This is a genomic window from Chryseobacterium sp. RU33C, from assembly GCF_900156015.1.
GTDB classification, from domain to species: domain Bacteria; phylum Bacteroidota; class Bacteroidia; order Flavobacteriales; family Weeksellaceae; genus Chryseobacterium; species Chryseobacterium candidae.
This window is the reverse complement of sequence record NZ_FTMT01000008.1, coordinates 109,840-134,063: the sequence shown is the minus strand read 5'-3', so window position 1 is coordinate 134,063 and position 24,224 is coordinate 109,840. Positions and strand designations below refer to the sequence as shown.

The window sequence follows — 24,224 nt, the reverse complement described above, 5'->3', positions numbered from 1 at the left end:
CGTGGATAGATGAAAATCATTTTATTAATTTGGCAACTATATACAATTTACACCATTGTCATTCTGACGAAGGAAGAATCCCATATAAAGCCTAGATTCTTCATTTCACTACTTTACATTCAGAATGACAGAGAACAACAGGATTAATGTAAAATTGCATATAAATATCAATAATTTTTAAAAACTCAAAAAATTATCATCAAATTGCAATCAATAAATCTAAAAACACAAATATAACTTCCAGCTTCAAGTCTTCCCGCCTCCAGCATAAAAAAGCCCCGAAATCTATTTGATATCAGGGCTTTTTTTTATTTCTTATACTGTGATTCATAAATTTTGATCCAGTCATCAGGCGTCATTTTCTGACTCAGTTCAGCTATCAGTTCAAAAGGAATATCTTCTGCTTTTTTGAAGCGTACACAGGATTTACCCATATCCAGCTTCTTTTTGGAATGTTTGGGATATTCTGCCACAAACCATTCTAGTAATTCCGGTGTGGAATACAATCCCATATGATAGAGTGCTATAAAATTCTTTTGGGAAGCTATATTAATGAATGGCAGCGGCGTTCCGGGTGCACAGTGATATCCGGCAGGATATGTTGACAAAGGAACTACCCAGCCTATCATTCCGTAATTTGTGGCTTCTTCAAAACCTTTCGGGAGATTATTATTCACCGTATCAAAAAGTTTTTTAAAAGCTTCCTGTCTTTCTTCAGGAGTTTTTGAAATATAATCTTCTATGGAAACCGATTGAATCTGCATATTGTATTTTTTTCTAAAATACGATTATTTTATGAAATTGTATACACTGAACATCTGAACCTCTTTGCTGCTCTTTTGAAGGAACATCATTTTATTCACATTCGGAACGTACTGAATCATATTCCCGTCTGCAAAACCGTAGTTCTGGAAGAAATTTTTTCCCTTATAATCAAGGCTTACTTCCTGAGGTTTCAGATTGGCAAAGTCAAAAACTTTCATTGAAAACCCTGTGTTACCGAAAGCTCCTTTAGGGTAGAAAGCGGAAATATAAAGCTTGTCTCCAGCTTCCACCACATGAATTCTTTTCCCGGTAGAAGTTCCAGCTGCTACAAATTGTTTTACCTCACCTTCTTTATTAAACTTAATCAGCATTCCCGCATCCAGAGAATATACAGGATCAGGGAAGCGGTTCATTGCTGTAGGCATCGGTCTTGTTACTGTTTCCTGCTGAACAGCCATTAAAGTCTCATCCCCTTTCACAATCGTTTTGATGACCTTCACATCGTTCATATCTTTACTTCCTGCCAGATTGGTATTGCTGATGACCGCTTTTCCGGATTTCATGTCATAAAACATTACTGTTCCGAAAGTACTTGATCCAACAGTAACTGTTGCATTTTTTCTTCCAAAAGTCACCAGATAATCATTGTCATTTTTACTGAAAGCATATAATTTTTCAGGAATATATTTATCATCAAACGGAAGGTCTTTATCTTCAGTATTGGAAACCAGTTCCAGCTTATAAGATTCCTTCCAGCCTGCAGCCTTACGCAACACAACTATTTTGGCCGAATTAGTTAATGTTAAAGACTTTTCAACATAATCATTGCTCAATATAATTTCTTTGTTCCAAACGGGAGTAAGTGTTCTCAGATCCAATACCAGCACATCATTTACATTATCTGTCTTTTTATTCGCATATCTGTCATTGAAGATGGCTGCATATTTCCCATTTTCTGAGAAAAGGACATAAGTAGTTCCTGATCTGTTGGTAGATTCAATGCTGTATTTTGCAATACTCTTTGTGGTAAAAGTGCCTTCCTTTCTGCTGAAAACATGTTGAAAAACTTCTTTTCTGTTTTCTTTTCCGAAATACTCTTCCGTAAATGCTATCAATTTATCATCATCGATCTGTTGTGATCCCAGATAATTGTGAAGTACCCCATTCGTTTTGTTGGCATAATCTTTCACATAAGTATCCACAAGACTTCCGTTCTGATCCAGTTTTCTCATCAGCAATTTTTTGTGAGGGAAAACATTTCTCATCAGTCCGTCAATATTGATAACACTGAACATATAAGAATTATAATCATCTGCCAGTACCAGTTTATCATCCGTTTCAAGATTGGCATCCACAGTGAATTTTGTTCCTTCTGTCACTTTGGTCTGTGCGTAAGAGTACACAGAAGCGGTAATTAATGCCGAAGCAAAAATCTGTTTAATCATATTGTTTTCTTTAGTTATTATAAATTTTTTCTTCCAGTCTTTTCAGTTCAAGATTGGCATCATAGGATAGTTTGATATCCACTAAATGCTCCTGTAACTCATTTAAATATTTCTCTGCTTCCTGATAGTTTCCTAAAGCAATATTCAATCTGATCAGGTTAAAATAAAGATATTCTCCAATCTTCTGATTGTAAACAGCTTTCTTATCGTTGTAATTTACTTTTGTTAAAGCTGTTTTCCAAAGATCAATTCCTTTCTGCATATTTTCCATGGCTACTTTGTTTGGTGCGTAATCTGATTTTGCCTGAAGTTTCTTCAGATTGGTTGTAACGTAGATATACGCTTTTTCCAGATCATCATATTCTCCTTTATTTTTTACAGTTGCCAATGTTACTGTAGAACTGATGGTCTGATAACCAAAGTTTTCATTGATAATATTTCTTATACGGTCAATCGTTCTTTGCAGGGATCTTTTTTCCTGAGCATTCAGATTAATTTCATTAGTCGGAACACTTGCTATTTCTGTAAAATCTGAGAAATAGGTTTTATCCAGCTTTACGGTACCGCCTTGCTTCGCTGTGATTTTTGTTGGCTGATTGGCAAAAGTCTTTCCCTGATTGTCCTGAAAATTTGTTCTTTCCATTTCAATCACAATATCAAGATAATTCCCACCTTTTGAAAAGCCGGTCACATCTATTTGGGAAGCCAGAATTTTGTTATCCACAATTAAAGCATCTCTCAGATCGGGCTGCTGATAAACCGGCATTGAAGGAATATTAAGTACAGGTCTTGAAGGAAGCCTCAGCACAGGAGCTCCGTTGGTAGCTGCAATTTTTTCAACCGCTGATAATTTGCTGTATTCTGCAGATTCCAGTTTGTATTTTTCCTGAAGTTTTTTCACCTCAGCATCATAGTCTTTTAATCTTTCCTGATGCTCATATTTGGCATTCTCAACATTAGTATGATAATTATCTACCTTTTTCTGATGGTCTTCTTTCGAAATTCTTATGACATCGTCTTTTGTAATATTATAGGGAGACTTTACCGTAATCATGTAATTTCTGTTAGAAAGTTCCGTAGGAAACACTGGTTCTTTTAAAAGCTGAAAACTGATTACTTCTTTATCAATTCGCTGAGCCTGGGAAAATTCGGAATAAAATAATGGTATTAAAAAAAGTAGTTTAAATTTATTCATGGATGTTATAGTTTTCAATGCAAATGTATAATAATTTTATGGACAATTTCTGATAATATTTTGTCCAGTTATTATTAAACTGCCCATAAAAAAAGGCAGCCACACGAGTGCAGCTACCTACAAAAATTATTAACTCAAAAAACTTTATTTTTTAATGGCTTTTACTGTTGATTTTGAACCATCTTTAAAGTTCATTGTCACCAAGTATAAACCGGCATTTAATTCACCTAACTGAAGTACTGTTGATGGCTTATCTATGGCTTTCACCTCTCTTCCCGCCACATCTGAAACTGTTATACTCTTAACATTTTTTATATCATTAATATGAAAAACATCTTTAAAAGGATTTGGATAAATATCTCCTTTTTTAAAACCATTTACTTCAGCAGTACTGAGTTGGGTATTTTTGTCTGCAGAAAAAGCAAAAAGGTTGACAATACCATCACCTCCGCTTTTTGTAAGGGTAACACTTTTTACAGATTTAGACTGGTTGGCTGTATCCATATTCAGTGCAAACTGATATATTCTGGGATTAAAGCTATCAGCTTCTATATCATCAATACCCACAACAACTCTTCCCAGACCCTGAACCGCATAATTGGAGCCGCCATACCAATCAGGAATACTGATATTGGAAAATACCTGAGAAGTATTATCTGTAAATGTCACTGTAGCCATTACGGTAGCCGCACCACTTCCGCTTGTTGCAAGCATATACAGTTTTAAAGCTGCTAGTGGGGTTATAAATACAAGGGTTCCATTTTGCCCGGCAGTTTCCAACCTCAGCGAATTATTGGAATTCAGATCTCCCAACTGATAACTCAATCCGGGAGTTGAGGCTACTACAGAATTAATAATACCATTCACAGGTATACCAAAAGCCAGAGGCGGATCAGAACTCACTGCTTTAAAATCTGTCGCTACAAAAGCATACCCTACCCCATCAATATCATTGGAAACGGAATCATAAGAAGATCCGATACCATTAGCTATAACATCATCCATCCGGACAGAACAGGCATTGTTTGAAAATTTTGAGCCTGCATTACAACGGTAGAGAATAAAACAACGCATGAAAGCTTTTGTAAGAATAATTTTTTTTTCATAAAGAGATCTTTTTTGTGTTTAATCTAATCCAAAAATAAAAAACCCATAATAAAAAAGCTATTTCACATAACAATAAATAACATATTGACTTAAATTGCAAAAAAAAGCTACAAAAAGGCTAAAATTATTAGTACTCAAAAAACTTATAATGAATATTATTTACTTATTCTGAATAATAGATCTTGGAAGCTAGAAATTATCTGCCTCATAAAAATTGGAATATCAAATCTCGGGAAGTTACACCTGATCACAAAAAAGGCAGCCACACGAATGCAGCTGCCTACAGAAATTATTAACTCAAAAAATTTTATTTTTTAATGGCTTTTACTGTTGATTTTGAACCATCTTTAAAGTTCATTGTTACCAAGTATAACCCGGCATTTAATTCACCTAACTGAAGTTCCGTAGTTGGGTTATCAATAGTTTTCACTACTCTTCCTGCCACATCCGTAACGGTTACAGATTTTACATCTTTGATATCCGCAATATACAGGACATCTTTGAAAGGATTAGGATATACATTCACTTCTTTTTTCTTCAAATGCGTTTCTGAAGTGGATAAAGAGGTAGCCACTTCAAATGTAAAATCAATGAATTCTCCTCTTGAAATAGCTGTGCAGGGGTTTGAAGGAGCTGTACTGTTATAATCAGTCACCACTCTCATTCTATAAGTTCCAAGAGGTGTTCCTGCAGGTACAGTGATAGATCCCGAAGTACTTGTAATATAAGTGTTGGTAACAAACATTCTTTCTGAAGCTTCAAAAGTTAAGTTATTATTCCAGTCTACCCAAACGCCAATTCCACATGTAGGACCACCGGCAGTAAAAGATACTGAAGTACTGGATCCCGGAGCATTTATTATTTTGTTGCTGCTTGCTGTTAAGTTTTGATACCCACCTGCAACACTTGAACCGGACGAATAAGCCATATCTACAAGTCCTCCTGTAGAACTGAAATCAGAAAGCCAGGAATTCTGAGAACCGGATGAAGGCAGACAGTACCCTGTTCTGAATGCAGTAGCTTCACTCCAGATACTTTTGTCACCGGCACTGCATACAGATCTTACCCATGCATAATAGTTCGTATCCGCAGATAGTAAATTCAATGGCGCAGAAATAGTGGTAGAAGTTACAGAATTGGAAGCATTCAAAACCGTTGTAGCATCAGGCGCAGTATTGGTTGTACTGTAATATACTTCGTATCCGTTTGCAGGAACTGAAGCGGGTGCGGTCCAACCGATTGTTGCTGAGTTCATTGTTACGTTTGATGAAGTAGGTGCCGTTGGCTCAAGACAGGAAGGGATATTCTGAACGGTAATATTATCAATATAAATAGAACGTGAAGAACCTCCTAAACCATGTTTAAATGCTAACTGTAAATCAGTACCCGCCGGAATATTAACTGTATATTGAGTGTGGGTAGTTGTTAGAGCAATTGGAGATCCAATGGGTGTAAAAGAATTGGGATCTGTAGGATTTGATAATGTTCCCACTAATAATGTATAATTACTTCCTCCTCCTCTTGCATAGAACCTTACACGCTTCGTACCATCTGAAAGGTTGATAGCAGGAGGTGCAACCAGCATCTGACTACCCGTAGTAGCACTTGAATTGGTCATATAATAAGCATTAGGAGCTGAATAATTATTTGTTGTTGTTACATATCCATAACCTGCAAATGATGCACTTTCCAGATATGCCCAGCAGCTTGGAGCATTGGTATTTGAAATTGAACCTGTACTTGTTGTATCAAAATTCTCTGTATATGGAACAGTGAAAGTAGAACAGGCTGTTTTAAATGTTCCTGCAAAAGACCATACGCTTTGGCTGGTTGCAGTATTACAGTTGGATCTCACCCAATAATAGTAGGTTGTATTTGAATTGAGACCTCCTATTGTTGTACTTGTTCCTGTTACTCCAGGATAAGTAGGGGTTACTGAATTTGCAGGAGTTGTGTTTGAGGTACTGTGATACACATCATAACTGGCAGCGCTCCCCGTCCAGGAAACTAAAGCAGAATTAGCTGTGACTCCGGAAACCGCCTGCAATGCTGGAGGTGCACAGTCTGAATACACATCTGCTGAAAAAGCAAAAATATTAGGATAACCCGAACCGCTTGCTTTGGTTACCATCACACTTTGTATGGGTTTTGCCTGATTAGCAGCGTCTATTACTAATGCATTTTGATAAAGTCTTGGATCCGTAGTACTGGATTCTAAGGCATCCGTAGTTCTCTTAATCCTTCCTATTCCCTGGATGGCAAAATTGGATCCACCATACCAGTCAGCAAGACCTATATTGGAAAATACCTGGCTGCTTCCATCCGTAAAATTAACTGTAACATTTACAGCAGATGTTCCGCTACCGCTGGTAGAAAGCATATACAAAGTAAAAGCGGGTTTAGGAGTGGTAAAAGTAAGAGTTCCGTTATCATTGGTAGCAGCCAGTCTTAATGAGTTATTCCCACTTAAATTTCCTAAAACATAGCTAAGTCCGGGAGTTCCTGCAACAGCAGAATTAATAATTCCATTTATTGGCAGACCATAAGTAAGCGCCGGGCTTGTAGAAGTTAACTGAAAATCTCTTGCAACAAAAGCATAAGAAACTCCATCTACATCATTGGTTGTTGAAACTGATGAGAAACCTATTCCGTTTGCAATCACGTCTGCCGTATAGCCTGAAGAAACCGGCATTGGCTGAAAATTTTGAGCCATCATTACACTGGCTGAGAAGAGAGCGATGGCAGGCACCACTCTAGAAAATAAATTTACTATCATTTTAATTACATTTGCGGCGAAATTTATAAAAAATAACAATATAAAATTATTATTTTTAATTAAAAATCAATATTTAATTAATATTAACAAAATATCAACATCAAAATTTATCAAAATAATTAGAATTTAAAAGGTATATAAAAACTTGAGAAAACTCCTTCTTAATTAACTCATAATTTTATTATTGAGAAATTAAATCCTATTTTTGTCATACAAATTTTTTGAACAATGCCGAATATTTCAAACAGAGCACTGCATATGCCGCCATCGCCGGTAAGAAAACTGGTTCCTTTTGCATTACAAGCAAAACAGAAAGGAATAAAAGTATATCACCTTAATATCGGACAGCCTGATATTGAAACTCCGGAAACAGCTTTAAATGCTTTAAAAAACATCGATTTAAAAGTATTGGAATATGCGCTTTCTGAAGGGAATATTGAATACAGAAAAGCCCTTACAGAATACTACCACTCTTTAGGCTTCTCAGATCTTACTCCTGACAACTTTATTGTTACCAACGGAGGTTCTGAAGCGCTTAACTTTGCGATTTCTACTTTATGTGACGAAGGGGATGAAGTGATTATTCCTGAACCTTATTATGCCAACTACAATGGTTTCACCAGCACATTTGATGTGAATGTAGTCGCTGTACCTTCTACAATTGATACAGGCTTTGCTTTGCCTCCTGTTGAGGAATTCGAGAAAAAAATTACAGAAAAAACAAGAGCAATCATTATCTGCAACCCTGGAAACCCTACAGGATATCTTTATACCCGTGAGGAACTTCAAAAACTGGCAGAAATTGCTTTGAAATATGACATCGTAATCATTTCTGATGAAGTATACAGAGAATACGTATATGATGGAAAGCAGCAGATTTCAATGCTTGATTTCCCTGAATTAGCAGAAAACTGTATCATCATTGACTCTGAATCCAAGCGTTACTCTATGTGTGGGGTAAGAATCGGGTGTATGGTAACACGTTCCAACAAGATCCGCAATGCTGCCATGCTTTTTGCACAGGCAAGATTAAGCCCGGTTCTTTTAGGACAGATTGCAGCAACAGCAGCTCACCAGAATGATGGCCCCTACATCAGAGCCGTAAGAGAAGAATACACCCACAGAAGAAATGTATTGGTAGATCTTTTAAATGCTATTCCTGGCGTGATCTGCCCTAAGCCAAGAGGTGCTTTCTACTGTGTTGCAGAACTTCCGGTAGACGATACTGAAAAATTTGCCCAGTGGCTGCTTGAAAAATACTCTCTTGACAACGAAACCATCATGGTTGCGCCTGCAGGAGGCTTCTACAGCAATCCTGAATTAGGTAAAAAACAGGTAAGAATTGCCTACGTTCTGAAAGAAGAAGACTTAAAAAGAAGTGCTGAAATTCTTAAAGAAGCTTTAAAGAAGTACAGAGAAGAATTCAGTCTGTAAAATAAATCCTATGCCGACAACAAAAAAACTCTATCTGAAAATCCTGTTTTCGATTCTTTTGCTGTCGGCATTTTTTTCTTGTGATTCCAAAAAGACAGAACAGTCAGTTCCTCATAAAAATCCACACGAGATTACATTCATCAGCGTATCCGATATTGAAGGGAATCTTGGAAATTACAGGATTATCAAAGCCACAAAAGATTCTGTTTTTGCAGAAAAAGGAGTGACAGCCCGTAAAACCCATAAATCATGGGCATCTGCCATCCATCCGCAAATTTGGAAAAAGCTGGTATCATCCGTCCATATTACAGATCTTGACCATATCAAAAGCTCTCCCAGCCAGCAGTCTGTAGGCGGAACAGATGAAACCTTCCAGATCCGGACTCCCAAAAAATCTCATATCTATGTGAATGCTTATGCAGACACTTTACATTACGAGCAGTTACAGCAACTTAAAAAACAACTAGACAAGATTCTTCCCAAAGAATACCAATAAAACATGCAAGAAAATTTTTCATTAAAGCCTTATAACACATTCGGTGTTGAAGCCAGGTCCCGATTTTTCACTGAAGTCAATACCATTGATGAGTTAAAAGAAGCACTCACTTTCGCGGAAACGCAGTCTCTTCAGCTTCTTTTTTTAGGAGGAGGAAGTAACATTCTTCTTACCAAAGATTTTGACGGCCTTGCCATCAGACTTAATTTAAGAGGAATTTCTGAAGAGAGCATCCATGAAAATGAAGTGTGGGTAACCGCAAAAGCAGGTGAAAACTGGCATGAATTTGTAATGTACTGCCTGCAAAAAAATTATGGCGGTCTTGAAAATCTTTCCTTAATTCCCGGAAATGTAGGCACTTCTCCGATGCAGAATATCGGGGCTTACGGAACCGAAATTAAAGACATTTTTGTAAGCTGTGAGGTTTTGGATTTAGAAAGTTTTGAACTGAGAACGTTTAATCTTGAACAATGCAGATTCGGGTACAGGGACTCTATTTTCAAACAGGAAGGAAGAGGAAGATATGTTATTCTGGAAGTTACTTTTAAACTGACTCAAAAAAATCACTCCATCAAGACAGAATATGGAGCTATCCAATCTGAACTGGAAAATCTTGGCATTGAAAACCCTACCATTCAGGATGTTTCCAGAGCAGTGATCAATATCCGACAAAGCAAATTACCAAATCCTAAAGAAATCGGAAATGCCGGAAGTTTTTTCAAGAACCCTACTATTCCTTTGGCTCAGTTTGAAGCATTAAAACAACAGTTTGAAAATATTCAGGGCTACCCGAATGGAGAGATGGTAAAAGTTCCTGCCGGATGGCTGATTGAGCAATGTGGATGGAAAGGAAAGCAGATCGGGAATGTAGCGTCACACAAACTGCAGTCTCTGGTCATCATCAATGCTACAGGAAATGCTACAGGGAAAGAAATTTTTGATTTTTCTACAGAGATCATCAATTCTGTGAAAGATAAGTTCGGAATAGAGCTTGAACGGGAAGTAAATATTATTTAATCTAAAAATAGATAAAGGCTGATTCGTATGAATGCAGTCTTTTTTTATAGCATTTTTTGGATTAACTTAAAGACGCAAGGATTTTATATTTTTTATAATATAATTTCTCACAGATTTTGCAGATGACACAGATGTTTGGAAAAATGACTTTTATCCAAATTTTGTTGAAAACCTCCGATTTTCTTACCCTTAAAAGTGATCTATTATTCAAAATCAATGCGCCTTTTCACGTACCCAACAAAAATTAATTCAGAATCAATTCACATCTAGTCTCCGGAAAATCATTATTTTAGCTTAAAAATTACAATTCGCGATGAAAATAGCTATTCTTGGAGCCGGAAATATGGGCCTTTCTTTCTCAAAATCATTTTTAAAATACGAACTGATCAAACCGGAACATCTTCACCTTATTATCAGAAGTCAGGAAAAATTCTCCAAAATAGCTGAAGAATTTCCCAAATCTAAAATTTCCACTTTTGAAGAAGTAAAAGACATCGATGCTGATCTGATTATCATCTCTGTAAAGCCTCAGGATTTTCAAAATGTGGCTCAAAATATTCAATTTACGTTCAAAGAAAACCAGATGGTTTTATCCATCATGGCAGGAATCAATATTGAAAAAATCCAAAGATTACTGAATCATCCGCTTGTTGTAAGAGCAATGCCCAACTCTCCTACCCTTCTGGGAATGGGAATCACTGGCTATACTGCAGCCAATGGCATTTCTTTCAGCCAGTTAATCAATATTGAAAGGTTATTGAACAGCACCGGAAGATCTGTTTATCTGGAAAACGAAGAACTGCTGGATGGTGTTACCGCTCTTTCAGGAAGCGGACCTGCTTATTTCTATTATATTATCGATGCAATGATTAAAGCAGGGATTGAAATGGGAATTGAAGAAAATCTTTCCAAACTTTTTGTAAAACAGACGATGCTGGGAGCTTATCATCTGATCAATAATTCAGAAAAGAATCTTGAAGAGCTGATTAAAGATGTTGCATCCAAAGGCGGAACTACCGAAGCTGCCTTAAAAACATTTGAAGAAAACAGCTTCAAAGAAATTCTGAAACAGGGAATTCTGAACGCCGAAAAACGCGCCAGGGAACTTAATAATTAAATCTTTTTTCAATCATTCTGCAAAACTCCCACCCAAGATACACTCCAAAAGTATTCAGGATGATATCGTCTACCTCAAATATTCCCATTCTTGTAAAATACTGAAGTGCTTCCACAATAACAATACATGAGATAAAGCCAAACATCAGAGGTTTCAGCTGTTTCAGTTCGGGAATAATCCAGCCCAAAAATCCAAAAGGAATAAACATTATGATATTCCCTAAAACAATACTCACAATATCTATAGTCTTATTAGGCCCCTGAATAAATTTTATGGTAGAAAAAAAAGGTTCTACCGTAATGAGATTTTCCTCATATTGAAATCTGCCCATTCCTAAAAACATCAGATAGAGCAAAAACAGAGTATACGGAACAATAATGATTTTATAAATTTTCTTTAACATGGAACTGCTAATATATTCATTTCAAAAACATTAAATTTGTGTATTAAAATAATTTAATGAAATACGTTCTGCTTACACTTATTTCAGCAATGCTGCTGTCGGTTTCATGGCCAACTTATGGGGTTCCGTTTTTTATATTTTTCGCTCTTGTTCCTCTTCTCATGATGGAGCATGGAATTTCAAAATTCTCAGATTATAAAAGGAAAAGCTGGGTGGTCTTCGGATTATCTTATCTATGTTTTGTGATCTGGAACGTAGTTACTACAGGATGGCTTTATGGCTCAAAAAACCCTGACGGAAGCCATTCTCTGATGGCTGTTGTATTCCCGGTACTGGTCAATTCTCTTTTATATTCACTGGTATTCCAATGTTATCACTGGTACAAAAATGCACAGGGAACCTATTGGGGATTAGGATTCTTGATCGCCATCTGGATGAGTTTCGAAAAATTTCATTTGGGATGGGAATTGACGTGGCCCTGGCTAAACCTTGGGAATGTATTTTCAGATTACCCAAAACTGATCCAATGGTATGATACTTTAGGAGCAACCGGAGGAAGTTTCTGGATTCTTGTTATTAATGTTCTTATTTTTTACACCGTAAGAACATGGGAGGCAGGAAGAAAGCGAAAAGATCTCATCAAAAATTCAGCTATTGTTGTGGCTTTAATTGTTCTGCCAATGATTATTTCAGTCATCAAATACAACAATTTTGATGAAAAACCCATAGGACAGGTCAATGTTTTGATGTTGCAGCCTGATCTTGACCCTTATGCTGAAAAATATTCGAAAGACAGTCTGACCATAGAACAGGATTTATTAGCACTTGCTGAAAAAAACTCAACAGGTAAGATTGATTATTATATAGCACCGGAAACAGCTCTTCCGGGAAGAGGATCTATTTCCGAAACTGCTTTTGAAAAGAGTTTACTTCTCAACAATATTAAAGGATTTTTATCCAGTCACCCAGGATCTGTTTTTGCCACAGGAATTTCTTCACACCGTTTTTTTTATAATCCTGCAGACTTACCTAAAGAAGCATATCAGATCAACAGCGGAGTTTGGGTGAGTAGTTATAATACTGCCATTCAATTGGTTCCTAATCAAAAAGTTCAGGCTTATCACAAAGGAAAATTAGTCCCTGGTGTTGAAATATTTCCTTATATGAATGTTTTAAAACCATTGCTGGGAGATGCCATGCTTAACTTGGGAGGAACTGTAGCTTCTTTAGGAACAGATAAAGAAAGAGTTGCTTTCTCAAACCCTTACAACAGAGGAAAGCTAGCCCCTATCATTTGTTATGAAAGTATTTATGGTGAATTTGTAACAGACTATGTAAAAAAAGGAGCTAATTTCTTAGGTATCATGACCAATGACTCTTGGTGGGGCGTTACAGAAGGGCACAAACAGCTTTTATCTTATGCTAAACTGAGAGCTATTGAAACCAGAAGAGAAATTGCCCGTGCGGCCAACAGTGGAATTTCTGCACATATCAATGCTAAAGGTGAGATAACCGCTGACACTTTCTATGGTGACCAAACCGCTTTATTTGCGAAAGTAAATCTGTATGACACTATGACGTTTTACACCAGAGCAGGTGACCTTCTTTCAAGGTTTTCCATATTTGCACTGGGATTTTTATTGTTCTACTATCTGATTGAATGGTTCAAAAAGAAAACAAAGAAAGTTTAGTTTTTAAGCACAAATTACAGGAATCTTTATACAAATAACACAATCAGCGAGAAAATAGCACACTTGCAAACTCTGCAGATCACGCAGATTTTTGTTCCATAAAAAAGAGAAAAGCCAGCTGGACGTCTGGCTTTTCTCATTGATAGAAGATTGAATTGATTCAATTATTTAATCGTAAGTTTTCTGGTGGTTATTTCGTTTTTTATCTTCAGTTGTAATAAATACACCCCTTTAGGCAGATGAGAAACATCAATAGACTGATCTCCATTGACACTGATATTAAGTTTTCTTCCATCCATTGAATACATTTCGGCTTCTGAAACTTTTCCTCCTTTTATATACACTTTATCTGAAGTAGGATTTGGATAGATAACAAGTTGTTTTTCAGATTTGATTTCATCTGTTCCCAGTACACCTTGTGTAGAAGCGTCAGAATATACTTTTGAAGCGTCAATAGATTTCACACTCCAGTACACATTCTGAATGGACGGATCAAGCTCAAGGAACCAAGATGGTGTTGTTACTACATATTTAGCAATATCATGAGCGCCCTGTGTAGATCCTACGGTAATTTCATAACGCAATGCATTCACCGGAGTTTTATCATCAGAAGCACCACTCCATGTAAAATTGAAACGGTTTCCGTTTTTAGTCAGATTCAGCTGCGTTGGTGCTGCAGGTTTTGCGTTTGACTCTGTAGAATTATTTCTAAATATTTTAGTCAGTGAAGGAAAATCTGAAGCAGACCAGTCGAACCCACCCAATAAGATGTCCGGATGATGATCATTATTACAATCAAAAAGCTGCACCAATCCAGGACCTCCGAGTTTAGTAATCCCCGTTATAGTTCCTTCATTAAATATATGATTGGAAACATCATAGATATAGGTTTTCACAACAGCTGTGTAATTCTCATTTCCTGAAATGATAAAATCGTAATAGCCGTCATTATTTAAATCTCCTACACTTAGTGCAACATCTGAAATATCACCTACGGGAATTATCTGTGGAGTTAATGCTCCGTTACCATCATTTATTAAAACAGCAGAATAGACATCATCATTGCCATCTCTTCCAATCACTACGATATCCTGAAAACCATCAGCATTAAAGTCTGCAAAATCTATCTTCCCCACTGCTACAGGCGCAAGATCCTGTGTAGGAACAAGAACTCCAGACTGGTTCATATATACTTTGGATACCGCATCACCATTGATATCTGACCCAATAATCACAAGATCAAGAAGATTATCATTATTAAGGTCTACTACTTTAAAACTTCCACTCTGAGTTCCGTCTACCCAATTTTCTGTAAGATCAAAACCTGCACCCGTGTTTTTGTAATAATCCAGTCTATTTCCAAAACCTCCTCCATGAGCGTATTGAGTTCCATTAATGGCATAATCAGTTTTTCCATCGTGGTTAAAATCAAAAACTTCAAGGGATCCGTAAATTTTACCTGGTAATTCTGCTTCTTTTACAAATCCTGTCCCGGTATTTTTGAACCGGTATTGTTTATAATTAACAACATCCATATAGCTGAGTCCTGTAGAAATAATATCCATTAACCCGTCATTATTATAATCAATGAATTTAATATCTCCAAGATGGGTTACATCTGCTCCCAATCCTACAAACGGCAATAAGGTTGTCCCATTATTCTGATATACTTCATTATAAGTACTGTCTACATTTCCGTCCCCATCAGAATCTATTGCTCCGTTGAGCACGATATCCGGTGTACCGTTATTGTCTATATCCGCAATATCAGCTGCAGAATAATAAAAGTTATTCATGCTTGTCTGCACCTCGGTAAAGTTCTGAGCCATGATGCCGACTGGTAACATAGAGCATAAAATATAAATCTTTTTCATATTTATTTTTATTTAGATTAATTAAAAACAAAGATAGAATATTAAATTCTCTTTGTAAAAAAAAGCCCGTATGAAATATATCAGCACTGATTATCTGCTGTATCCCAAGGATTCTACTATTTTAAAAATTCAATATTATTAATCAGCCACTTATTTGCAAATATTTTCCAAAAGATTTGCCTATCTAAAAAATTCTTTGTTATTTTGCACTCTCAAATATTATACAAATAAGAACATCGAGATATGTCAAGAATTTGCCAAATAACAGGAAAGCGTGCAATGGTTGGTAACAACGTTTCTCACGCTAATAACAAAACGAAGCGTCGTTTTGAAATTAACTTATTAGAGAAGAAGTTTTACCTTCCGGAGCAAGATAAGCACGTTACACTGAAAGTATCAGCTCATGGATTGAGAGTGATTAACAAGATTGGAATCGAGGAAGCTATTGAAAGAGCTACTAGAAACGGATTGATTAAAAAGAATTAATAAATCATGGCAAAAAAAGGAAATAGAGTTCAAGTAATCCTTGAATGTACAGAGCACAAAGAAAGTGGTATGCCAGGAATGTCTAGATACATTTCTACAAAAAATAAAAAGAACACTACAGAAAGATTGGAATTGAAAAAATACAATCCTGTTCTTAAGAGATCTACCCTTCACAAAGAAATTAAGTAATTTATAAATAATAACTTACCATGGCAAAGAAAGTAGTAGCAACCCTACAAAGCGGTCAGTCTAAAAAGATGACTAAAGTGGTGAAAATGATTAAGTCTTCTAAATCAGGAGCTTACGTTTTCGAAGAAAAAGTAATGAATGCTGATGAAGTAGATGGTTATTTAAAAAAATAATCAGTACTTTGTTTACAATATAAAAAACTACTCATATTTTTGAGTAGTTTTTTTTGTTATACTCATTTCATAAAAACACATTATGAGACAATTCTTTATTTTATTTTCCACGATACTGTTTACGGGTTCTCCCTACCATTCTCAAACTACTCAAAAGAAAATCAGTTCTCAGGAGAATGTAAAAATTATTATTTTAGGAAATATACAGGATGCCGGCTCCCCTCAGATCGGATGTCATAAAGAATGTTGTATGGACCTCTGGAAACACCCTCAGGAAAACAGAAAAGTAACTTCTCTGGGAGTCATTGATGAAATACTGCAGAAAAACTACATCTTCGATGCCAGCCCGGATTTTACCAGACAGGTAGAATTACTGATGGAGCATTCATCAGAACCGAGAAAGAAGGTACCTGATGGTATCTTTATCACCCATGCTCATATCGGACATTATACAGGTCTTATATTTTTAGGAAAAGAGGGGATGAACTCCAGGGATATTCCTGTGTACACCATGCCGCGGCTTAAAAAGTTTTTCGAAAACAATGGGCCATGGTCTCAGCTGATCCGTTTGCAGAATATTATTCCTTATGAAATGCAGAATGAAACACCGATAAAGATGAACTCTCATTTAGAAGTTACTCCTATACAGGTTCCCCATCGTGATGAATATTCGGAAACCGTTGGTTTCATCATTAAAGGCCCTCATAAAAAAGCATTATTTATTCCGGATATAGACAAATGGAATAAATGGAAATACAATATTGCAGAGCTGATAAAAACAGTAGATTATGCATTTCTGGACGGTACATTCTATGACTCGGAAGAAATAGGATACAGAAATATTGAAGATATTCCACATCCATTGGTAGTGGAAAGTATGGAACTGTTTAAAAACCTGTCACCGGAACATAAAAAAAGAATTTTCTTTATCCACTTTAATCATACCAATAAAATTTTAAATCCGGAGAGCAGACAAAGTAAAGAGGTACTGGAAAAAGGATTTAATATTGCACGTATGGCAGATGAGTTTGAATTATAGCGACAATCAGTTTCATTGAGGAGACAGCAATAAAACTCTTGATAATTAACTTCAGGAAATAAAAATAATAAAGACTTTGTTTACATATAAAAAAACAACTCCTGTTTTGGGTAGTTTTTTTGTTATCTTTGCTCACCAGATTATTAATCAGTAAAGTATGAAAAAGATACTTGTTCTGGCCTGTACAGCAACTTTTCTATTTTCATTCAGTCAGAAAACAATGAATTCTGTAGAATATAAAAGTTCGCCAAAAGTTTTCACTATTAAAGGATTATCACAATCAGTAAGTATTGACTGTGGAAATTCTAAAATGATTTTATTATCTGGACAGGTTCCTCTGAACTCTGAAGGTAATCTTGTGGGAAATACTATTGAAGAGCAGACGCAGCAGGTTTTCAAAAATATTGAAAACATCCTGGAAGAATATGAAGGTACAGGAAAAGATATTATCAAACTGGTAATTTATACCACAGACATCAAAAAAACACCTGATTTCAGAAAAGTAAGGGATTTGCATGTCAACCTTCAAAACCCTCCCGTAAGCAGCCTTGTAGAAGTGAGCAGGCTTTTCAGAGATGATGTATTGATAGAAGTGGAAGCCACAGCAGTGATTAAAAATAAATAAGAATAAACTAAAACTATGAGTTGGTTTAAAAATATTTTCAAAAAAGAAGAAAAAGAAACCTTAGATAAAGGATTGGAAAAATCCAGCCAGGGATTCTTTGAAAAAATGACGAAAGCCGTAGTCGGTAAAAGCAAAGTAGATGATGAAGTTCTGGATGATCTGGAAGAAGTCCTGATTGCTTCCGATGTAGGTGCCTCTACCACGATCAAAATTATTGAAAGAATTGAGGAACGTGTTGCCAGAGATAAATATGTAGGCGTTAACGAACTTGACAAAATTCTCCGTGAAGAAATTTCGGGGTTATTGCTTGAAAACCCACATGCCGGTACGGGAAATATAGATACCTCCAAAAAACCATATGTCATTATGGTAGTAGGAGTAAATGGTGTGGGAAAAACAACAACTATCGGAAAACTGGCTCACCAGTTCAAATCGGAAGGTAAAAAAGTAGTTCTTGGAGCTGCGGATACCTTTAGAGCTGCTGCCGTTGACCAGCTTGTTATCTGGAGCGAAAGAGTGGGAGTTCCTATTATAAAACAGGAAATGGGATCAGATCCTGCCTCTGTGGCATTTGATACCGTACAAAGTGCGGTTGCTCAAAATGCAGACGTTGTCATCATCGATACTGCGGGAAGACTTCACAACAAGATCAACCTGATGAACGAGCTTTCCAAGATCAAAAGAGTGATGCAGAAAGTAATTCCTGATGCACCCCATGAGATTCTATTGGTACTTGACGGCTCTACAGGGCAGAATGCTTTTGAACAGGCAAAACAATTTACAGCAGCAACAGAAGTAAATGCTTTAGCAGTAACAAAGCTGGACGGAACAGCCAAAGGAGGTGTTGTTATCGGAATCTCCGATCAGTTTCAGATTCCGGTGAAATATATTGGTGTAGGCGAAAAAATGCAGGATTTACAACTTTTTAATGGTACGGAATTTGTAGACTCATTCTTCAAGAAAAGATGATTTATATCATGTTTTCCCTTATATTAGCAAACAATCATTTTAAATATTAACAATAAAAAAATTTGCAACTATGGGAATTATTACATGGATTCTATTTGGCCTTATCGCAGGTGCTATCGCTAAAATGATTATGCCGGGAACTCAGGGAGGAGGATGGCTTATCACTATTATTCTGGGAATTCTGGGAGCATTTGTAGGAGGAGCTATAGGAGTTTACGTTTTACACTGGGGAGATGTCACTTCATTCTGGAATCCGAGAAGCTGGATTCTCTCAATAGGAGGCGCGTTAATTATCCTCTGGATTTACGGAATGGCTACAAAGAAAAGCTGATAATAACGTTGATAAAAATAAAATCCCGGATCTGAAATTTCAGATCCGGGATTTTTGTATACAATATAAAATTTAGTTAGTTGTTGATTCTAATCTGATAAGGCATTTCCATTTTCACCTCAGACTGTAGTTTTTTGTCTGTGATTTGCTGTAAAATTTCATAGTTGGACTTCCCTATCTTATTTTTAATAATTCTGGCAGAAACATCCTCTTCGTTCAGGTCTTTGAAGATTTGTTCAAACGGACTCATTTTCTTAGGGAACGCTTCTACGTGGTATGATTTTAATCCTGCTTTCTGTGCTGCAAACTTCACAGCATCTGTTAAAGTACCCAATTCGTCTACCAATCCTATTTCTTTTGCACGAACTCCGCTCCATACTCTACCGCCTCCTACATTATCAATCTGCTCAAAAGTTTTCTTTCTGTTCTGAGTTACAAAATGTACAAATCTTTTATAGGTACCCTCTACACTTTTTGTCATCATATTAACTCCATAAGGGGTTACACCGTTTAATCCGGAATAATACATCGAGTTGGCATTAGTAGAAACAATATCTGCACGGATTCCGTTTTTAGCGGCAATATCTTTATAGTAAGGCATCACTCCAAATACTCCGATAGAACCGGTAAGTGTATTAGGCTCTGAATAAATTTTATCCGCTGCCATGGCTACATAATATCCACCTGATGCTGCATAGTCTCCAAAAGAAACGATCAGTGGTTTTTTCTTTTTCAGCCGCTGTAATTCAAATAAGATTTCATCTGAAGCATTAGCACTTCCTCCCGGAGAGTTGATTCTGAAAACAACAGCTTTCACTTTATCATCCTCCTGAAGCTTTTTGATGTACTTCACATATTTCTCAGAATGAATATCACTGTATTCATCTCCATTATTAATAGATCCCGAAGCATACAATACTGCGATCTTTTCACCGGATTTATCCTCGTCCTCATAAGAATTGATATAACTTGTCAAAGAAATCTTGTTCAGCTTTTCTTTATCTTTCACATTGAGCTTCGCCTTAAGAAGATCTTCGTATTCTGATTTCTGGATCAGTTTATCCGCAAGTTTATATTGTAAGCTTTGCTCGGGAATCATTCCATATAAGCTGTCTGTAATCATTCTGAACTGAGCAGTATCAATTTTTCTTGAAGCAGCCATTTTACTGGAAGTGTTTTTCCACAGATCATTCAAGAGCGTACTTAACTGTTCTTTATTTTCAGGAGAAATATCATTTCTTATAAAAGGTTCTACCGCAGATTTGAATTTACCGTGACGGATGACTTCAATTCCGACCCCGTATTTATCTGCAAAATCCTTAAAGAAAGTAACCTCTGTAGAAAGACCTTTTAATTCTACCATTCCCGCCGGATGCAGGTAGTATTTATCCGCAACAGATCCCAAATAATAAGCAGACTGTGATACTCCGTTTCCATAAGCATATACAAATTTTCCACTTTTCTTGAAATCTTCAATAGCATTTCTAAGATCATCAATCTGAGTAAGTCCTGCAGATAAATCATCAGCCTCTATACTGATTCCTTTAATATTATCATCAGTTTTTGCTTTGTTGATCGCCTCTAATGCATCATATATAAGAACACTTTTATTTTGGGCGCCTATACCGAATAATCCCATCTCTTCTTCCGTAGGACTATCGATTATATTGGTCTTTAAATTAATCGTAAGAACGGAGTTCTTTTTTACCGCCACCGACTTATCATTCCCCATCGCGCTAAACACAAGCATCATGATGAAAAAGATGAAAAATAGAGCGCAAAGTATGATAATTGCTACTATATTTGCCAAAACATTTTTAAAGAAACTTCTCATAAATCAATCAATTTTCTAATATGTCGCAGCATAAGGTCGTTTTGTTACTGGGAAGTAACTTAGGAGAGCAAAAAAAAAATATAGAGCTTGCATTAAAAAAGATCAATGAAGCTGGAAACAACATTTCACAAACCAGCGAATATTTAATGTCTGCCCCTGTAGAGTTTGTCAGTTCCAATATTTTTTGTAATATTGCAGCAATAATATTTACACATCTTTCACCAATTCAACTGCTTGATTGTATTAAGAATATAGAAGTTGAGATGGGAAGAATTAATGATTCAAAAGTATCCGGAGGTTATACAGACAGGATTATAGACATTGATATCATTAAGTATAATGAGTTAAATTTTAAATCAGAAAGATTAGAAATCCCTCATAAAAAACATCTTTTTGAAAGGGATTTTTCCAGAATATTATTAAAAGATTTTATTTAAAACATAAAACATATTGTATGAAATTAGGTTTATTATTATTGGCTACGTCATTGCCGATTGCAGCTTTCGCACAGAACAGCGGCACTACAGTAAACTCTTCCACAGAGTATCCTAATACATTCTCCTCAGGTTCCGCTAATGTAAAACCTTTTGACAATAAATCCAGACTTTTCAGAGACTGGTCTATTTCTGTCGGAGGAGGTCCTGCATTTATGGTACATTCCGATTTAAAATCTATCCGCAAGGATAAGACCAATTGGGGTTACAATGCTTACGTAAGCGTGGACAAACAAATCACACATGCATTCGGGCTAAGCCTTATGTATATGAGAGGAGAAACGAAACAGACAGCCCAGCTTCCCGGTGCTGCAGGTGTAAAATCAGGAGTAGCTACTGCTACAACACAGTTTGACAACATCTCTTTATTAGGAGATATCAACTTCTCGAACTTATTCAGAAGAGTAGACAACCACTCTCCATACAGATGGGCTTTCCATGGATATATGGGTATTGGACTTCAGGGATTCAGAACTTCACTGCATGATAATGACGAATTCAGATGGAGCACTACTCCAAGAAGAACTCCTTTGTTCATCAAGCAGGACATTGATATCAACTCTATCTTCTATCAGGGAGGTGTGGGAATAAAATACAATGTTTCAAAACTTATTGACGTTGAGGCAAGAACCATGTACATCATCAGTGGTGATGATGAATTCGATGGCGGCGGATGGGCAGATCCTAATGATTATGATCCTTCCACTCCAGGTTCAAAATATAACATGCTAAATTCGAGAAGATCTGATAACGCCTGGACAGTAAGTTTAGGATTATCTTTCAAACTAGGAAAGCATGAATCTCACCTGGCATGGCATGACCCGCTTCAGGAAGCTTATTACAGAACAAATGTTCTTGAAAACGCAAGTACCGATCTTGTTGTTTGCGAAAAAGGTGATGCAGACAATGATGGAGTATGCGATGACTGGGACAGACAGCTTGATACTCCTGCAGGAGCAAGAGTAGATGGTGCTGGTGTTGCTTTGGATATGGATCTTGATGGTGTTATTGACCTTTACGATAAATGCGTAACTGTTCCCGGACCTGTTGAAAATAACGGTTGTCCAGTAAAATAATTTAACAAACTTAAAATTCTTTTTCAAAAAAAGAAATCAAATAATAATACACGATGAAATTAAGTTTAGCAATTGTAGCATTAGCTTTGGCAATTCCTTCAGCCACGTATGCTCAAGACTCAACTGCAGATTCAAACGGAAAATACCCTAATACATTTTCTTCAGGATCTGCCAATGTTGCACCATTTACCAACAAATCCAAGAGATTTAATGATTGGTCTATATCTGTAGGAGCAGGTGTTCCACTTCTTCAGTCAGCAGATTTAACCTCGATCAAAAATGGTAATGGTAAAAACCTTTTTGGTTATTCAGCATATGTAAGTATTGATAAAGCGATTACCCATGCTTTTGGGATCAATTTACAGTATGACAGAGGCGAAACCAGACAAGGATGGTTCAATACTAAAAATGCAGCACCAGATGCTACAGCAGTAGGAGCAAGAACTCAGTATGACGCCATCTCTATCTTAGGAGATATTAACTTTTCAAACTTATTAAGAAGAGTTGATAACCACTCTACTTACAGATGGGCGCTTCATGGATATGCAGGTATCGGTACCATTGCATACAGAGCATACCAGAAAGACGGAAGTAACAGACAGACATTAATGACTGAAATCAAACCTTTCGAATTAGGTTCTATGTTCTTCCAGGCTGGTACAGGTCTTAAATTTAAAGTCAACAGAAGAATTGATATTGAAGGCAGATTAATGTATGTGGTAACCGGTGATGATGAATTTGACGGTGGCGGTGATGCTTACAGTGCTATCAACAAGCGTTCTGAGCAGGTTTCAGACAACTTCTTCAATGCTACTTTAGGTCTTTCTTTCAAATTAGGGAAGCATGAGTCTCATGTAATGTGGCATGACCCGCTTCAGGAGATCTATTATAAACTTGATGTACTGGCTAATAAAAATCAGGATATTGAAGTATGTAAAAAAGGTGATGCTGATAACGACGGGGTATGTGACGACTGGGACAGACAGCTTGATACTCCTGCAGGTGCAAGAGTGGACGGTGCCGGTGTTGCTCTTGATACAGACTTAGACGGTGTCATTGACCTTTACGATAAGTGTGTAACCGTTCCGGGACCTGTAGAAAATAACGGATGCCCTGTAGCAAAAAAAGACAATAACGAAACTGCTAAAGAGGTAGAAAAAACCCTGAAAGATATTTATTTCAATTTCAATAAAGCTACAATCAGACCTGAATCTAACGAAAAACTGGATCTGGCTGCTTCAATTATTAAAGAAAACGGAGGTAATTATCTGTTAACAGGACATACAGATATCAAAGGAAATGCAGCATACAACCTTAGACTGTCTAAAGAAAGAGCAGCCGCTGTAGTAGGTGCTCTGGAAAGCAGAGGCATCAATGAAAATGTGCTGAAGTCAAGAGGAGTAGGTTCTGCTGAAGCTACTATTCCTGCATCAGCTTCAGATGCTGAAAGAATGGCAGATAGAAAAGTTACGGTAAGATTTATAGAAAGTTCAGAATGGGATTCTATTAAAAAGAAAGACTATGAAGATGCTCCTGTAAAAAAAGCAGTAAAAAAAGTTCCTGCTAAGAAAAAGAAGAAATAATTTTCAAATACTTCATAAACCGAAAAGAATTGCTCTTTTCGGTTTATTTTTTTTCTACTACGAATTTTTTTACATACCTTTATCATTATTTTCAGGACAACTGTA

The 24,224-nt window shown here is 36.5% G+C and carries 23 protein-coding genes; 15 read left to right on the top strand and 8 right to left on the bottom strand.

Translation table 11 applies throughout. The features are described from left to right. Nucleotides 1-308 precede the first annotated feature (308 nt). The 5 genes from BW946_RS09150 to BW946_RS09130 all read right to left on the bottom strand — a co-directional run bounded on the left by BW946_RS09150 (nucleotide 309) and on the right by BW946_RS09130 (nucleotide 7,288). A complete protein-coding gene (locus BW946_RS09150; RefSeq protein WP_076595884.1) occupies nucleotides 309-764 on the bottom strand; it encodes a DUF1801 domain-containing protein in 456 nt (151 codons plus the stop codon). Between the two features lie 24 nt (nucleotides 765-788). Then, nucleotides 789-2,210: a hypothetical protein gene (locus tag BW946_RS09145; RefSeq protein ID WP_076595883.1), complete on the bottom strand. Its 1,422-nt coding sequence runs from the start codon at nucleotides 2,208-2,210 to the stop codon at nucleotides 789-791. A 10-nt stretch (nucleotides 2,211-2,220) separates the two neighbouring features. Further along, the gene (locus BW946_RS09140; RefSeq protein WP_076595882.1) at nucleotides 2,221-3,405 is read right to left on the bottom strand and encodes a hypothetical protein; all 1,185 of its coding nucleotides are present in this window, start codon (nucleotides 3,403-3,405) and stop codon (nucleotides 2,221-2,223) included. Nucleotides 3,406-3,549: 144 nt separating this feature from the next. Beyond that, entirely contained in the window at nucleotides 3,550-4,479 is a 930-nt protein-coding gene (locus tag BW946_RS09135) for a T9SS type A sorting domain-containing protein (RefSeq protein WP_083688830.1), read from the bottom strand. A 340-nt stretch (nucleotides 4,480-4,819) separates the two neighbouring features. Next, nucleotides 4,820-7,288: a GEVED domain-containing protein gene (locus tag BW946_RS09130; protein WP_076595880.1), complete on the bottom strand. Its 2,469-nt coding sequence runs from the start codon at nucleotides 7,286-7,288 to the stop codon at nucleotides 4,820-4,822. A 228-nt stretch (nucleotides 7,289-7,516) separates the two neighbouring features. On the opposite strand from BW946_RS09130, the gene BW946_RS09125 reads away from it, so the two are divergent. The 4 genes from BW946_RS09125 to proC all read left to right on the top strand — a co-directional run bounded on the left by BW946_RS09125 (nucleotide 7,517) and on the right by proC (nucleotide 11,352). Continuing rightward, on the top strand, nucleotides 7,517-8,722 hold the full coding sequence (locus BW946_RS09125; RefSeq protein WP_076595879.1) for a pyridoxal phosphate-dependent aminotransferase: 1,206 nt from the start codon (nucleotides 7,517-7,519) through the stop codon (nucleotides 8,720-8,722). A gap of 10 nt (nucleotides 8,723-8,732) precedes the next feature. Beyond that, complete coding sequence (locus BW946_RS09120) at nucleotides 8,733-9,218, top strand: hypothetical protein (protein WP_076595878.1); 486 nt, start codon at nucleotides 8,733-8,735, stop codon at nucleotides 9,216-9,218. Between the two features lie 3 nt (nucleotides 9,219-9,221). Further along, nucleotides 9,222-10,235, top strand: a complete 1,014-nt coding sequence (gene murB / locus BW946_RS09115) for a UDP-N-acetylmuramate dehydrogenase (protein WP_076595877.1) — start codon at nucleotides 9,222-9,224, stop codon at nucleotides 10,233-10,235. Between the two features lie 313 nt (nucleotides 10,236-10,548). Continuing rightward, a complete protein-coding gene (gene proC, locus BW946_RS09110; RefSeq protein ID WP_076595876.1) occupies nucleotides 10,549-11,352 on the top strand; it encodes a pyrroline-5-carboxylate reductase in 804 nt (267 codons plus the stop codon). Here proC and BW946_RS09105 read toward each other — a convergent pair. Then, nucleotides 11,342-11,755, bottom strand: coding sequence for a VanZ family protein (locus tag BW946_RS09105; protein ID WP_076595875.1), 414 nt, complete (start codon nucleotides 11,753-11,755; stop codon nucleotides 11,342-11,344). The two genes, proC and BW946_RS09105, sit on opposite strands and share 11 nt — an antisense overlap. Before the next feature lie 56 nt (nucleotides 11,756-11,811). On the opposite strand from BW946_RS09105, the gene lnt reads away from it, so the two are divergent. Continuing rightward, a complete protein-coding gene (gene lnt, locus BW946_RS09100; protein WP_076595874.1) occupies nucleotides 11,812-13,446 on the top strand; it encodes an apolipoprotein N-acyltransferase in 1,635 nt (544 codons plus the stop codon). Nucleotides 13,447-13,610: 164 nt separating this feature from the next. Here lnt and BW946_RS09095 read toward each other — a convergent pair whose 3' ends face one another. Beyond that, the gene (locus BW946_RS09095) at nucleotides 13,611-15,320 is read right to left on the bottom strand and encodes a T9SS type A sorting domain-containing protein (protein WP_076595873.1); all 1,710 of its coding nucleotides are present in this window, start codon (nucleotides 15,318-15,320) and stop codon (nucleotides 13,611-13,613) included. Nucleotides 15,321-15,563: 243 nt separating this feature from the next. On the opposite strand from BW946_RS09095, the gene rpmB reads away from it, so the two are divergent. The 7 genes from rpmB to BW946_RS09060 all read left to right on the top strand — a co-directional run bounded on the left by rpmB (nucleotide 15,564) and on the right by BW946_RS09060 (nucleotide 19,132). Continuing rightward, the gene (gene rpmB / locus BW946_RS09090) at nucleotides 15,564-15,806 is read left to right on the top strand and encodes a 50S ribosomal protein L28 (RefSeq protein ID WP_002976757.1); all 243 of its coding nucleotides are present in this window, start codon (nucleotides 15,564-15,566) and stop codon (nucleotides 15,804-15,806) included. 6 nt (nucleotides 15,807-15,812) lie between these two features. Then, entirely contained in the window at nucleotides 15,813-15,995 is a 183-nt protein-coding gene (gene rpmG / locus BW946_RS09085) for a 50S ribosomal protein L33 (protein ID WP_027373683.1), read from the top strand. Between the two features lie 20 nt (nucleotides 15,996-16,015). Then, nucleotides 16,016-16,168 carry a DUF4295 domain-containing protein gene (locus tag BW946_RS09080; RefSeq protein WP_073175385.1) on the top strand — a complete coding sequence of 51 codons (153 nt, stop codon included), beginning with the start codon at nucleotides 16,016-16,018 and terminating at the stop codon, nucleotides 16,166-16,168. A gap of 82 nt (nucleotides 16,169-16,250) precedes the next feature. Then, nucleotides 16,251-17,207: an MBL fold metallo-hydrolase gene (locus BW946_RS09075; protein WP_076595872.1), complete on the top strand. Its 957-nt coding sequence runs from the start codon at nucleotides 16,251-16,253 to the stop codon at nucleotides 17,205-17,207. A 157-nt stretch (nucleotides 17,208-17,364) separates the two neighbouring features. Further along, on the top strand, nucleotides 17,365-17,832 hold the full coding sequence (locus BW946_RS09070) for a RidA family protein (protein ID WP_076595871.1): 468 nt from the start codon (nucleotides 17,365-17,367) through the stop codon (nucleotides 17,830-17,832). 15 nt (nucleotides 17,833-17,847) lie between these two features. Further along, a complete protein-coding gene (ftsY, locus tag BW946_RS09065; protein WP_076595870.1) occupies nucleotides 17,848-18,801 on the top strand; it encodes a signal recognition particle-docking protein FtsY in 954 nt (317 codons plus the stop codon). Between the two features lie 70 nt (nucleotides 18,802-18,871). Further along, nucleotides 18,872-19,132 (top strand): GlsB/YeaQ/YmgE family stress response membrane protein, encoded by a 261-nt coding sequence (locus BW946_RS09060; protein WP_034694983.1) that lies wholly within the window; start codon nucleotides 18,872-18,874, stop codon nucleotides 19,130-19,132. A gap of 76 nt (nucleotides 19,133-19,208) precedes the next feature. On the opposite strand, the gene sppA is transcribed toward BW946_RS09060, so the two are convergent. Further along, nucleotides 19,209-20,966, bottom strand: a complete 1,758-nt coding sequence (gene sppA / locus BW946_RS09055; protein WP_076595869.1) for a signal peptide peptidase SppA — start codon at nucleotides 20,964-20,966, stop codon at nucleotides 19,209-19,211. A 20-nt stretch (nucleotides 20,967-20,986) separates the two neighbouring features. Here sppA and folK point away from each other — a divergent pair, with 20 nt between their 5' ends. From folK to BW946_RS09040, 3 genes are read left to right on the top strand one after another with little or no spacing between them, the layout of a single operon-like run. Next, nucleotides 20,987-21,403, top strand: coding sequence for a 2-amino-4-hydroxy-6-hydroxymethyldihydropteridine diphosphokinase (folK, locus tag BW946_RS09050; RefSeq protein ID WP_076595868.1), 417 nt, complete (start codon nucleotides 20,987-20,989; stop codon nucleotides 21,401-21,403). A 17-nt stretch (nucleotides 21,404-21,420) separates the two neighbouring features. Further along, nucleotides 21,421-22,536: a flagellar motor protein MotB gene (locus BW946_RS09045; RefSeq protein ID WP_076595867.1), complete on the top strand. Its 1,116-nt coding sequence runs from the start codon at nucleotides 21,421-21,423 to the stop codon at nucleotides 22,534-22,536. Nucleotides 22,537-22,589: 53 nt separating this feature from the next. Further along, a complete protein-coding gene (locus BW946_RS09040) occupies nucleotides 22,590-24,119 on the top strand; it encodes an OmpA family protein (protein WP_076595866.1) in 1,530 nt (509 codons plus the stop codon). Nucleotides 24,120-24,224: the final 105 nt, after the last annotated feature.